The following is a 13,799-nucleotide window of genomic DNA, read 5'->3' on the forward strand; positions in this document are numbered from 1 at the left end:
AGTTAAGTTCGTTTCTCAATCATAAAGAGAGTTAAAACTTACCGGCAATAAAAAAGGTGAATGATTGCTCATTCACCTCTCGTTATTTGTGTTTTTGATACTGACTGTACTTTTTTAGCTTACTGCACGCGGCGCAGTACTTGCTTCAGTGCGTCAAAGTCTGCGTCGAGATCTTCCGATAGCAGCTCCATCGCAGCGTGCTTCGCTAGTGGCGCAGGAAGGTCGATATCTGATTCTAGAATATCATCCACCACTTCTTTGAACTTCGCAGGGTGAGCAGTGCATAGGAACAGACCGGTTTCACCGTCTTGCAGTTGTTCTTCAAGCACTCGGTAAGCAATAGCACCGTGCGGTTCACACAGGTAACCCATGGCGTATAGATCTTTTACTGACTGTGCGCTTTGCTCATCAGATACTGCACCTTTACCTAGCGTCTCCAAGCCCCACTCTTTAACGCGACACAGCTCTTCTATACGAGGCCAGTTGTTTGGTTGGCTCACGTCCATCGCGTTCGATGTTGTTGCAACTGTTGGTTTTGGCTCCCACTTACCTGTTTGTAGGTAGCGCGGAACCGTGTCATTGGCATTCGTTGCAGCGATAAAGCGTTTGATAGGCAAGCCCAGCGCTTTTGCCAGTAGACCAGCAGTTAGGTTACCAAAGTTACCACTTGGTACTGATACCACTAGGTTTTCACGCTCTTGCTTGCTCATTTGCGCAGCTGCTTCAAAGTAGTAACAGATTTGCGCCATCAAACGGCTGATATTGATTGAGTTTGCTGAGTTCAGACCGATCTCTTCACGCAGTGCAGAATCATCAAAAGCTTGCTTAACCAGAGCCTGACACGCATCGAAGTCACCATCGATCGCGACAGTATGGATGTTCTTGCCAAGCGTACAGAATAGCTTCTCTTGCAGTGGGCTGATCTTGCCTTTCGGGTAAAGAATCACAACGTTGATGTCTTCCATACCGTAGAAAGCATGCGCAACGGCTGCGCCAGTATCGCCAGAAGTTGCAGTCAGAATAGTGATCTTGCCGCCATCCGAAACCGCAGCAAGAGATTGCGCCATAAAGCGGCCACCAAAGTCTTTAAACGCAAGCGTTGGACCATGGAACAGCTCCAGTGCATAGACACCGTCTTTTACTTGGTTGATAGGCGCAGGGAATTGGAACGCAGCATCAACAAGAGCATTCACTTGCTCTTCTGCAAGTTCATCTCCAATTAATGCCGATAGAATCTTAGTGCTACGAGAGACAAAGTCTTCTGCAAGCAGCGCATCGATATCTTCAAATTTTGGTAATTCCGATGGGAAAAATAGGCCTTGATTGCGACCTAACCCTTGGCGAACGGCTTGGCCAAAGGAAACTTGTTCATCATTTTCTTTTATATTGTAAAGCTTCATAGCTCACTTCCTGTTACTTTCGAACCCTGCTTATCTAGACGACAAACGTGGACGAATCCTTCTTCGTTTTGTACGTAGTTCTGTTCTAACCAGCGAGCAACTCGCTCAGCGACATCTTTCTCTTTGCAAATACTGAACAGTGTCGGCCCACTGCCAGAAATACCGGTAGCCAATGCACCCGCAGACGCTGCATATTGACGTGCATTCGCAAAACCCGGAAGCAGTTTCTCACGATACGGTTCTGCGATCACGTCTTTGATCATTTTTGCAGCAAGTTCTGGCTGACCAGAATGACACGCATGGATAAAGCCTGCAAGGTGACGACCATGGGCAATGATATCTTGTCGACGGTATTGAGATGGTAGGATCTCACGCGCTTCTGCTGTGGATACTTTGATACCCGGATATGCCATCACCCAGTACCAATCATCAAAGCAAGGCACTTCTTGACTGATGATACCCAACTCTTCAAGCATCAATTGCACACCGCCAAGGTAACATGGTGCGACGTTGTCGTAGTGAATACCACCAGAGATCTTGCCTTCCATTTCTCCCATCAGTGCCAGTAACTCTGTCTCGTTAAGTGGCTGTCCATGGAATCGGTTCAATGCATCTAATGCCGCAACGATAGAACACGCACTTGAGCCTAAACCAGAGCCAATTGGCATGTTCTTTTCTAGCGTCATCTCAAGTGGTTTTAGCTCGACGCCTTTTTTGTCTAGCTCACGAGCAAACACCACCCAACAATCGTAAACGATGTTCTCTTTCGGCTCGGTTGGCAGCTTCTCAACAAAATCACCCGCCGTCTTTAGACTGAACGGCTCAGCTCCGGACTTAACCAATACTCGGTCGCCCAATAGTGTGCCATCAACTGGGGACACCGCCGCCCCCAGAACGTCGAAACCAACGCTTACATTACCAATTGACGCAGGAGCATAAACCACTACATCCATATCACTTGAACTCATTGTTGTTATACCCCTAGCTTCCAACCTAAAGTACGCATCACATCCGAGAATACGCCAGCAGCCGTAACCTCTGTACCCGCACCGTAACCACGCAATACCAGTGGAATTGGTTGGTAGTAGCGGCTGTAGAATGCCAGTGCGTTTTCACCGTCTTTAATCTTAAACATCGGGTCGTTTTCATCGACTGCAGCAATGCTTACTGTGCATTTACCGTCAACGATTTCACCCACGTAGCGCAGTACTTTGCCTTCTTCCGCTGCTTTAGCTGACAGCTCTTTAAAGTATGCATCCGCCTCTGGCAGGCGTTCCATGAATTCTTCAACACTGCCTGAGTCATCAAAACCTGGTGGCAGAGCTTGATCAACCACAACGTCTTCTAGTTCTAGAGACATGCCAGCTTCACGAGCAAGGATCAGAAGCTTACGCGCCACATCCATACCCGATAGATCGTCACGCGGATCTGGTTCCGTAAAGCCGTTTTGTTTCGCGATGTTTGTCGCTTCACTCAGGCTCATACCTTCATCTAACTTACCGAAGATGTATGACAGAGAGCCTGAAAGGATGCCACTGAAGCGCTCTAATTCATCACCCGCTGAAATTAGGTTTTGTAGGTTTTCGATAACTGGTAGACCTGCGCCTACGGTTGTTTCGTACATCAATTTACGACGAGAGCTGCGCGCTACATCGCGAAGTTGATGGTAGTAAGCCATGCTGGCTGTGTTTGCTTTCTTGTTTGGTGTTACGACGTGGAAGCCTGCAGCTAGGAAGTCAGCGTATTGATTCGCAATGCTCTCACTTGAAGTACAGTCAACTAACACTGGGTTAATGATGTGATTACGTTGCACCAGTGAAATCAGGCGCGCTAGGCTGAATTCTTCAGTTGAAGCCGACATACGGTCACGCCAATGCTCTAGCGGCAGACCTTCACTATCAAGCAGAAGACCTTTGCTGTTTGCCAAGCCACACACGCGGATCACGATGCCTTTCTCTGCAAGCTTCGCTTGTTGACGCTCGATCTGATCCACAAGCTCACCACCAACGCCACCAATACCAACCACGAAGACATCTAGGAAGTGCTTAGAGTTGAATAGGTTCTCGTGACACGCTTTGATTGCTTCAGAGATTTTGTCTTCAGGAATCACAGCTGAGATAGCACGCTCAGATGAGCCTTGAGCAATAGCGACAATGTTTACGTTCACTTCAGCAAGAGATGAGAAGAAGCGAGATGCAACACCACGAGAGGTACGCATACCATCACCCACTAGCGTCACGATAGAAACATCATCAATAAAATCGACAGGTTCAAGAAGGCCGTCTTTCAGTTCCAACTCAAATGCATCCGCTAACACTTGCTGCGCTTTTGCCTTGTCTTGAGCTTCGATACAGAAACTGATGCTGTATTCAGAAGAAGACTGAGTGATAAGTACAATAGACACGCCCGCTGATGACATTGCACCGAATACTCGGCTTGCCATGCCAACCATGCCCTTCATACCCGGGCCAGACACGTTAACCATTGTCAGGTCGTTTAGTGTCGTGATGCCTTTGATGGCTAGGTTATCTTCGCCTGTGTCTTGACCAATCAGCGTACCCGCACCTTGCGGGTTAAAGCTGTTTTTGATCAGACATGGGATATGGAATTGTGCGATTGGAGCGATGGTTTTCGGGTGCAGAACGGAAGCACCGAAGTAAGAAAGCTCCATCGCTTCTTGGTAGCTAAGAGATTTAAGCAGGCGAGCATCTTCTACTAAACGAGGGTCACAGTTGTACACACCATCTACATCTGTCCAGATCTCACAGCAATCTGCGCGCAAACACGCCGCAAGAACCGCCGCTGAGTAGTCAGAGCCATTACGACCAAGCGTTACTAACTCACCTTTCTCATTACCGGCAGTAAAACCAGGCATGATGTTCACATGACCTTGAGGAAGAGGATTTTGGCGGAAGTTCTGAGTCGAAACTTCAACATCGACCATCGCTTCTAAGTGATCGCCTTTAGCGTAGAGGTACTCGACTGGGTCGATAAGATGCGCAGGCTGACCTTTAGCTTCAAGCACTGCCTTCATCAATTGAATCGAAACGCGTTCGCCTTTACTGATGATGCGTGCATTGACGTTATTTGGGCACATGCCAAGAAGGTTGATGCCATGAACGAACTGGCGTAGTTGAGAAAGCGACGTTTTAACTTGGTTGTCAAACGCTGCGCCATCAATGTTCGGCAACACTGCTTGAATATCACCAAACAGAGCTTTAAAAGAAGCTTCTAGCTCATTGATTTGCAGCTCAGCTTCACCATTACGGAGTGCACCTTCAATCACCGCAACCAGCTTATTAGTCGTTTTACCTGGTGCAGAAAGTACGACTGCGACTTCTTCTTGTTGCGCATTATTGGCGATGATATCCGCCGCTCTCAAAAAGCGATCTGCATCTGCTAATGATGAACCGCCAAACTTTAATACTCGCATCCCTTCCTCCGATGTATCTTCTTAGATCTGTCTAAATTCTGTATAAAAAAGCATAAAAAAAGGCCTGTATCTTGTTGGATACAGGCCTTTTTTGTGAATTTCTTTCGCTCAGCAGCCTGCCCCAACATTGGTCGTGTCGGTAATAATAATGGTTGTGGTCATTACTAGTTGGCTGTGAGATGTCATAAATAAATATTCAACGATAATTATGTGTTTGCTTAACTCTACGTTTACCGAGTTTCGTAAACAGAGTCAACAAAAAATTGTTTATTTTCCGGCCTTGTAGAGATTTATGCTACGCAATGTCATTGATATTTCAATGTAATTACAATGATTTACCAAGATGACACTAGAGATGACTTTTTTCTACAACCAACTCATCTAACTTAAAACCGAGTCTTCTAACCATCTTTCATCTGATCTTGAACGCTGCGCGTAAGATCAAAGTGTCGATCTTTACTGATGCTAATTAACAAACACTTAACTGTGATCAATGTTCCTAGGATCGAATTAAAAGGAAAATAAATGAGCTGGCTTTCATATTCTATGCTTTAATAGTGAGAAGCTTTTAGCACATACTAATAACAAAGTTAGACACAAGGAGTGGTCAACATGAAAAAATGGATTTTTCTGTTACTGTTCGCCGTGCCTAGCGTTTGTCTAGCGACTGATCTTCCGCCTCTTCCGGGCAAAACATCTTCGTCCCCACACAAACTTTTCATCTCTAGTGAAAACTACCAAGCCGACAGTTTTGATGTTTGGAATATCGATGGCGGCTACGCATACGAGCTGTTTGATTCCGTTGATCTTTATGTGGGTGCTCGCGTTAATAACTCACCAACTCAAAATCAAAGTGGTCTTCTTAGTGGTATCAGCTACCACTTTAATGATCGTGTAACGGTGAAGAGTACGGTCCGTTCTTACAAAGGCGAAACAACAGAAGGCATCCGAGAAGAAGAAAGCAGCCTTGCTGCAGAAGTCTCTAGCCGCGTAAAAATCACTGAAAATTTAGATCTTCACGCCACACTCGACTATCAAGATTGGCAACAAGGCTTCGAAGTTGGATTAGGTTTCCGCTTCTAGAAATCCAGCGCCTCTTTCGAGATCAACACCCCATTCCAATCCGCATACACGTAATGCTTAGGCTGGACGATCTGGTTCTGCATTGTCAGGGTCACATTGACTTCACCCACATCGCGTTTCTCCGTTTTAAACGGACAAGTCCCTAACGCTTGAACACCAATATCCATTTGTGACATCTGCGCCACATCACGAATTGCGCCGTAAACAATGATGCCTTCCCAGCCATTTTCAATCCCTAGAATTGCCAGTTGGTCGCCAAGCAGCGCTTTTTGGCAGGAGCCGTGGCCATCCACTATCAACACTTTTCCGGTGCCGTCTTCGCTGAGAACTTCGCGCACTTTTGAATTATCGTGGTAGCAGCGCACAGTCACAATTTCGCCATGGAAAGCGGTACGTTGACCGAAGTTCTGCAACGGTAAATTTAGCAAGGTGACTTGGTCTTCAAACTGGTCACAAATGTCTGGTGTTATGTCTCTCATAGTTCCTCCGTGAATTGTCCCACTCAAGCTGGTGCTCAAGTGAGTAATATCCTTTTATACGAGCCGCAATGTTATCGCTCCTAGATTGTGCATTACCTCTGGGTTAGCACAAGCAATCAGGTAAAGTTCGTCATCAATGACGTAATAGATGGCATTTTGCTGGTACTGATTCGCCAATGCTATCGCTGCTTTTGGAGTGAGCTCCGCTGCGTAACTCTCCTCAAACCATTCAAAAGCTTGATCGCCTACCGTGACAGGCACGTATTTAACGTGGTTTAATTGTTTTTCGAGCTTATGATTACTTATGCAATTCTCTTCTTTTGACCGTAAATTACTGTAAGGGTTCCAAGCAGTTATCACTGCGTAGCTGGTAACCTTCCATTCGGCATGAAAACGAAAGAAAGATTCTGAATAAGCATTCCATAACGATGCGTCTATGTTCGTATTACTTTTTTCTATCATAACTCTTAAACGATTAATAACAGTTACATTTCATCAATTGATGTAAATCAACAAAGTGAATGGAATTAACATTTGAGCATTGTTAGCATGCTGTTAACAATATAAAATCCGCTCCATATCTTAGGGTGTTTACGTTTCAGGCCCCGTAAATACAGGGAATCGAAAGGTAAACAAGCCCTATAGAATAAACGTCGCCATCGGATACTGGTGAGTTGGCAAAATTCCAAGGAAGGCGGATAACTGAAAGAAGTGTTTTTTTGATCAACTTGATTTATTATCAAAATCACATTACCTGTATGTTATATTTTTGCCTAGAATTTATTCTATTAGCACAATTTTGTCACAAATTTAGGTACCGCCAATGCAAACCCCGCAGATTCTTATCGTAGAAGATGAGCAAGTAACTCGTAACACTCTTAAGAGTATTTTTGAAGCAGAGGGATACGCTGTTTTTGAAGCCAGTGACGGTGAAGAGATGCACCAAGTGTTGTCTGAAAATTCAATCAACTTGGTAATTATGGACATTAATCTTCCAGGCAAGAATGGTCTTCTTCTAGCACGTGAACTTCGCGAACAGGCGAACATCGCTCTGATGTTCCTAACTGGTCGTGACAATGAAGTAGACAAGATCCTAGGTCTTGAAATCGGTGCTGATGACTACATCACTAAACCATTCAACCCACGTGAATTGACTATCCGTGCTCGTAACCTGCTAAGCCGCTCTATGAGCACTAACGCAGTACAAGAAGAGAAACGCTCGGTAGAAAAATACGAATTCAACGGTTGGGTTCTAGACATCAACAGCCGCTCTCTAGTGAGCCCAGCTGGTGATAGCTACAAACTGCCTCGCTCTGAGTTCCGTGCACTACTGCACTTCTGTGAGAACCCAGGCAAGATTCAAACTCGTGCTGATCTTCTTAAGAAGATGACTGGCCGTGAGCTTAAGCCACACGACCGTACTGTAGACGTAACGATTCGTCGTATTCGTAAGCACTTTGAATCTGTATCAGGTACACCTGAAATCATCGCGACAATTCACGGTGAAGGTTACCGCTTCTGTGGCGATCTAGAAGACTAATCCCCCTTAGCATAAACAATAAGGGCTTGCTCTATGAGCAAGCCCTTTTTCTATCTGCTGTTTGGCTGTGTTAGTAGACTTTGTCGATCTTAATGCCTTTCTCAACCAGCCAACCTTTCTTGCCTGCATCATCGAGCAGCAGTGCTAAATCAACGCGCTTTTCCATATCAGCTTCAATTTGCCATACGAATGCCACTTCCCACTGATTCTCACTGTGCGTGCGCAGCTCTAGCAAGTCTCCATCGATTTCCCATTCAGAGTCACCCTGCTTAACGATAAGCGAATCAACGGTCAAGTTTGCTGGAAGTTCTTTGTCGGCCTTCAAGTACAATGCGCCATGCACATTCTGCTCTTGAACTTCACCGATAGTTGGCATCAGATTTACCCATAAGTTGCTTTTCAACTCAACATTCATCTTGTTCATGGTGATTTGACTGTCTTCTTGCCAATCCACTTGAGGAGCAGAACTACAACCTGCCAGTAGTGCAATTGCCAATGCTGCCGATGCAAATTTCTTCATGTTATTTCCTCTGTTCCAACCAACTTTTTAATACTTGTATATCGTTTTGATACTCGTTTTTAATTTCTTCTACCCAATCTGATATGTTCTCCCACCATGCGGGCATATCTGGAGACTGCGCTTTCTGTGCAACGCTCTGAATGTGTTTAAGACCAATTGAGCCTGCGGCACCTTTGATTTTGTGTGCTTCAGAGACAATGCCATCTTGGTCTTTGGCCGTCATATTTGAATCAAGTACTTCGATGTAATCTGGCATCATGTCTTCAAACATCTTGATGCTATCGTAAACAGGCTTCACACCCACGATATCCACGTAAGATTCGAGCATATCTAAATCGAGTAAATGCGTATTGAGCACTGGTGATGGCGTTGGGGCGACTTCTTCAATCACCTCAGGTTCTGCAACCACTTCCTGCTCACTCTCAATACGTTCAACAAAGAACTTATCAATCACGGCTTGCATTGCTTGAACTGCAAGTGGCTTGCTGATGGCATCGTCCATGCCGTTATCTAGGTACTCACGACGATCTTTCATCACATTCGCAGTGAGCGCCACCAGCGGTGGTAAGTTGTCGTAGTGTTCGCGGTAGTACTTAGCCACATCGAAGCCCGTCATGTCTGGCAATTGGATGTCTAGCAGTGCTAAGTCATATTCATCAGGCACAAAGTTCACTAGTGCTTCTTCACCGGTCATTGCTACGGTAACGGTGTGACCTAAGCTCTCAAGTAAGGACTTAGCAACAGTCACGTTAAGTTCGATGTCTTCGACCATAAAGATGTTGAGGTGCACTTTATCGCGCTTAGCATCGATAATTGGCTCTTCTAACTCAACGATAGGTACATGAATCGATACGGTAAAGGTACTACCAAAGCCTTCTTCACTTGCTACCGTAATGTCACCATCCATCATATTGATCAGTTGCTTAGATACCGCTAAACCAATGCCTGTACCAACCGCATGTAAGTTGTCTTTGCCTGATTTCACTTGGTAGTACATCGCAAAGATCTTATCGAGCTCTTCGTCTGGAATACCAATACCGGTGTCTTCCACTTCCATAATGATGGTCGCGTAATCTTCTTCAACATCGGCGCTCACCGTCATCACCACACCACCTTCTTTGGTGAACTTCATGGCGTTGCTGACAAGGTTCCAAATGACCTGACGCAGACGTGTGGCATCGACTTCAATCGCTTTAGGCAATGAACTTAAACGCTCTAGGTCAAAGCGCAGCCCTTTTTGCTCTGCCATCAGTGCTGAGATGCTTTCGATTTCAGCGACGAAGTCTTCAAAGTTCAACGGCGCAGGCAACAGCTCCAATTTACGACGGTCGAATTTGTCCATATCGATGATGTCGTTGAAGATGTTGCCCAAAGTAATGGCACTGACGTTGATAGTTTGCATGTGCTTGCGCTGCTCGTCCGTCAGTTGGCTATCAAGCAACATACGGCTCAGACCAACGATGCCGTTTAATGGCGTACGAAGCTCATGACTGATTGTAGAAATAAACGTGGTTTTATCTCGGCTGGCTTTTTCTAGAGACTCTTCATGGCGTTTACGCTCAGTGATATCACGACCGAAGCCCACTAGACCAAGGTGGCGGCCATCTTTGCTGTAAAACGGCACCTTACGCAGTTCAAAGTAATGCTTACGTCCATCTGGGTATTCCAGCCATTGCTCGTAAGTAATCGCTTGATTGTCGGCAAAGACTTTTTGGTCAGTATCGACGATATGCTCCGCTACTTCTTTACTGTAGACATCCCACGGGCTTAACCCCACCAATTGATGTTCTTTCTTACCGGTTAGCTCTTCCATCGCACGGTTACAGCCAGAGAAAACACCATCGGCATTGCGGTAGTAAATAAGGTCTGGAGAGGCATCAATAAAAGAACGTAATAGTGCGGTACGCTCAGCAAGCTCTAGCTGAGTGCGTTCGCGTTGAAAGACTTCATTCTCGAGGTCTTGCATCGCTTCTTCACGAGCTTCTTCCGCTTTAATACGCTCTTCAATCTCTTGGTTGAGCTTTTCAATGTTCTGTTGCAGTTGAAAGTTCAACTCTTGGTCACGCGAGCGCATGTCTTTCAGTTTGGAGACTAACTTCGTCAACCTTTGACGTGATTCTTCTAGTTGATCGACAACCACTGATAAGAAGTAAACGGCCCACGGCGTAATAAGAAGACCAAAGAATACCGAACGAACGATATCGATGTCATCGACATTACCTTTGAGCGCGAGGGTAATACCCACTTGCACCACGACAGCTAAGGCGACCAGCGCAAGTGCCAGTAATATCGAGAAACGGACAATCCCCAGCTTAACCAAAAGGTCAACGTAATACTGGGCGAGATTTTTCATGGGCTTCATTCACTACTCCATGGAACAAGCTAGATACCGAGCCCTGATGATTGGAAAAGTAAAACCGCAAAGAAACGGAGTCTCTACGGTTTAAATGTTTGAAATACACACAGATGAAATAGCGATGCTTCAGGGCTCTTCAACACCTCATACTATGTAGTTGCAGTTTAGCGTGTTTAATACGGTGATTTAAACCGCCTGCTCTCAACTTAGAGCAAGCGGTCACAAAGCGTTAGTAAGAACTTGGGTGAAGATGAGTTCGATCTCGACCATCTGCCTTCGCTTGGTAAAGCGCGCTGTCAGCCATAGCGACACCCATTTCAGGTTCATCACCGTGATGAGGGACATAAGAAACGAAGCCAATGCTGACCGTCAGTCGATTTGAAACATTCGAACAACCATGCTCAATTGCCAACTCGTGGATTTGCTCGTGAATACGTTGGGCGACTTTATGCGCCCCCTCAGTTGTTGTATTTGGCAGGATAAATGCAAACTCTTCTCCGCCGTATCGAGCCACACAATCGGAAGATCGACTCACCACTTGTTGGAATACCGCAGCCACTTTGACGAGGGCTTCATCACCTTGTTGGTGACCATAACAGTCGTTGTAATCTTTGAAGAAATCGATATCACACAACATGATTGTCAGTGGTAACTTCTCACGAATGTGGTGATACCAAAGGGTATGAAGCTGCTCATCAAAACGACGACGGTTGGCCACTTTGGTAAGACTGTCAGAGAAGCTCAGTTTCTCTAGCTCAAGGTTCGCCTCTTCGAGCTTTTGCTCAGCAAGATAACGCTCTGAGATATCACGAGCCATGATCAACACGCCATTAGTGCCGGACGCTTTATCTTTGAACGGCGACTTCACCACATCAAACCACGTGTAATAGCCATCGCTGCTGCTCACTTTATCGATGTAGCGTATAGGCTGAGTTTGCTTCAAAGCTTGCAAATCACTTGCTTCTAAGCGGATGTAGATATCTTCAGGAATAACGTCTTGTAGGCGCTTACCAATAAGGTCGCTCACATCAGGAATCCCGAGTGCATTCACAAATGGCTTGTTGCATGCCTGATAAACCATGTTCTCATTGAAGATACCGATTGAATCTGGACTCGCGTCTAGAATCGTTTGTAGGATCGTATCACGCTGTGCCAATGCAACCTCGGTGTCTTTACGACGCTCCATTTCATCACGAAGGTTTTGTTGCATCTTGTGCCATTCCGTCACGTCATGGCTGATGGATAGCGTGCCGATCATCTCACCGGCTTGCGAAACCAGCGAGCTTTGGTTCACTTCAAGTAAACAACTTCGGCCCTGAGGATCGGTTGTCCAACGGCGTTCACTTTTACGAGTCGCGAGTGGGCGAGCTTTGGACGTACACGCCTCTTCTCTGCGCCCTTCCCAAAACAGATCAAATGCGCGGTTGGTCGTTAATACTTTACCTTGTTGATCTTGCAAACAGATCAGCTCAGACAGAGAGTCGATAGCAGAGCGAGCTATGCCCAGTTGTTCAAGCTCTTGCTGGTGTTCTGTATGAGTCACTTGATGTGGCTGAGCATACACAATCCAAACTCGGTGACCGCGAAGCAAACTCTTTCGACCCGACAACTCAACTTTGATGCTCTCTGTCTCGGACAATCGCCAGCCGAACAATTGTTGACGGAAGTGTCGACTAGAAAAGCTATCAAGTAGTGTTACCAGTTCTTCAGTATGAAAGGAAGCAGGATAAAGAAAGCCAGAACCTAATGAACGAATGCCAAGTAATTGCATGGCTGAGTCATTAGAAAGCAATAACTGTCCGTGACTAGCATCGATCACTAGTACGGGATAAGGAGAGTCAGTAACCAGCTGTTTCAAGCCGGACTGGAAGCGTATATAGATCAGTGTGACAGCGATTACACATACCACAGAGAGCAGGACCACAAATCCGTAGTCGCCCTGCCCATCCCAGAGCCAATTGAGTAACTGATCCATTTTTCCGACCTTTAAAGCAAATCGGAAGAAATATAACAGTTCTTAATCGATCATTCCGCTTTTAATTCTGGTTTGCTATAGATGAAAGCATCGCCGGTTAAGCTACCTTGTGCGCCATCTTTATCTAATGCACGGCCAATTTCAGTCATCGCCAACCAGCGGTTCTCACACCATAATGGTGATAATAAGGTTGGACGACGCGCAGCAGAAGAAACACGGTGGTAGATCACCTCTTTTGGTGTCATGCGGATCAATTCACTGGCAGTTGCGACGTAAGTTTCCAACTCTGGCGCTTCCAACCTTCCGGCACGCCATGCTTTTGCCATGGTGCTCCCTTCGACAATGTGCAAACCGTGCAGCTTAATGCCATCGGTGCCAACTTCGAGTACTTTACGCATCGTTTCAATGTTGTCGTCGCGAGTTTCTTTCGGTAAACCAACGATCAGATGGGTACAAACTTTAATACCCAAAGCACGAGCGCGTTTGGTGATTTCTGCATAGCACTCAAAATCATGACCACGGTTGATACGCTTGAGGGTGTCATTGTTGGCAGTTTGAAGACCGAGCTCTAGCCAAATCTCATAACCTTGATTCACATAGTCCGACAACAGATCTAATACTGCATCAGGAACGCAATCTGGACGAGTGCCCACACAAAGGCCAACAATGTCTGCCGCCTTCAGAGCTTCCTCGTACATGTTTTTTAGGACTTGTACTTCTGCATAGGTACTGGTGTACGCCTGAAAATATGCCAGATACTTCTTCGCTCGATGGATCTCTCCCGCGCGATCTTTCAGTTGATCGTGGATGCTTTTGATCTGTACTTCTTCGTCAGCAAACGAAGCCACATTACAGAATGTACAACCACCTCGGCCAATCGTGCCGTCGCGGTTTGGGCAACTAAAGCCACCATGTAAAGTCAGCTTATGGACTTTTTCGCCGTAACGACGCTGAAGGTCTTGGCCTAATGTGTTGACCAACTCATGTAACTGCATAGATTCTCACCAATAGTA

11 protein-coding genes and 1 other annotated feature are annotated in these 13,799 nt (G+C 45.9%); of the genes, 2 read left to right on the plus strand and 9 right to left on the minus strand.

Annotation, left to right across the window (positions count from 1 at the left end; genetic code table 11):
- Positions 1-119: 119 nt before the first annotated feature.
- The 3 genes from thrC to thrA are packed head-to-tail and all read right to left on the minus strand — an operon-like array spanning position 120 to position 4,833.
- Positions 120-1,400, minus strand: coding sequence for a threonine synthase (gene thrC / locus A9237_RS05910; protein ID WP_041057731.1), 1,281 nt, complete (start codon positions 1,398-1,400; stop codon positions 120-122).
- Positions 1,397-2,353 (minus strand): homoserine kinase, encoded by a 957-nt coding sequence (gene thrB / locus A9237_RS05915; protein WP_010445935.1) that lies wholly within the window; start codon positions 2,351-2,353, stop codon positions 1,397-1,399. Before thrB ends, thrC begins: the two co-directional genes overlap by 4 nt.
- Positions 2,354-2,373: 20 nt before the next feature.
- Positions 2,374-4,833 carry a bifunctional aspartate kinase/homoserine dehydrogenase I gene (gene thrA, locus A9237_RS05920; RefSeq protein WP_078607835.1) on the minus strand — a complete coding sequence of 820 codons (2,460 nt, stop codon included), beginning with the start codon at positions 4,831-4,833 and terminating at the stop codon, positions 2,374-2,376.
- Positions 4,834-4,886: 53 nt separating this feature from the next.
- Positions 4,887-5,006 (minus strand) — a sequence feature (Thr leader region).
- 439 nt (positions 5,007-5,445) lie between these two features.
- On the opposite strand from thrA, the gene A9237_RS05925 reads away from it, so the two are divergent.
- On the plus strand, positions 5,446-5,916 hold the full coding sequence (locus A9237_RS05925; RefSeq protein WP_009707713.1) for a hypothetical protein: 471 nt from the start codon (positions 5,446-5,448) through the stop codon (positions 5,914-5,916).
- Here A9237_RS05925 and A9237_RS05930 read toward each other — a convergent pair.
- Positions 5,913-6,395 (minus strand): putative 4-hydroxy-4-methyl-2-oxoglutarate aldolase, encoded by a 483-nt coding sequence (locus A9237_RS05930; protein ID WP_005436195.1) that lies wholly within the window; start codon positions 6,393-6,395, stop codon positions 5,913-5,915. The two genes, A9237_RS05925 and A9237_RS05930, sit on opposite strands and share 4 nt — an antisense overlap.
- A gap of 54 nt (positions 6,396-6,449) precedes the next feature.
- On the minus strand, positions 6,450-6,857 hold the full coding sequence (locus A9237_RS05935) for a DUF3293 domain-containing protein (protein WP_078607836.1): 408 nt from the start codon (positions 6,855-6,857) through the stop codon (positions 6,450-6,452).
- Between the two features lie 361 nt (positions 6,858-7,218).
- On the opposite strand from A9237_RS05935, the gene arcA reads away from it, so the two are divergent.
- The gene (gene arcA / locus A9237_RS05940; RefSeq protein ID WP_005436194.1) at positions 7,219-7,935 is read left to right on the plus strand and encodes a two-component system response regulator ArcA; all 717 of its coding nucleotides are present in this window, start codon (positions 7,219-7,221) and stop codon (positions 7,933-7,935) included.
- 70 nt (positions 7,936-8,005) lie between these two features.
- Here the strand turns inward: arcA and A9237_RS05945 are convergent, their stop codons facing one another.
- The 4 genes from A9237_RS05945 to mnmL all read right to left on the minus strand — a co-directional run bounded on the left by A9237_RS05945 (position 8,006) and on the right by mnmL (position 13,781).
- Positions 8,006-8,455 (minus strand): hypothetical protein, encoded by a 450-nt coding sequence (locus tag A9237_RS05945; protein WP_009707716.1) that lies wholly within the window; start codon positions 8,453-8,455, stop codon positions 8,006-8,008.
- Position 8,456: 1 nt separating this feature from the next.
- Positions 8,457-10,817: an aerobic respiration two-component sensor histidine kinase ArcB gene (gene arcB, locus A9237_RS05950; RefSeq protein WP_005436192.1), complete on the minus strand. Its 2,361-nt coding sequence runs from the start codon at positions 10,815-10,817 to the stop codon at positions 8,457-8,459.
- Positions 10,818-11,040: 223 nt separating this feature from the next.
- Positions 11,041-12,786 carry a sensor domain-containing diguanylate cyclase gene (locus tag A9237_RS05955; protein ID WP_078607837.1) on the minus strand — a complete coding sequence of 582 codons (1,746 nt, stop codon included), beginning with the start codon at positions 12,784-12,786 and terminating at the stop codon, positions 11,041-11,043.
- A gap of 50 nt (positions 12,787-12,836) precedes the next feature.
- On the minus strand, positions 12,837-13,781 hold the full coding sequence (gene mnmL / locus A9237_RS05960; protein ID WP_005436190.1) for a tRNA modification radical SAM protein MnmL/YtqA: 945 nt from the start codon (positions 13,779-13,781) through the stop codon (positions 12,837-12,839).
- Positions 13,782-13,799: the final 18 nt, after the last annotated feature.

Origin of the sequence: Vibrio owensii, assembly GCF_002021755.1 — a bacterium.
GTDB classification, from domain to species: Bacteria; Pseudomonadota; Gammaproteobacteria; order Enterobacterales; family Vibrionaceae; genus Vibrio; species Vibrio owensii.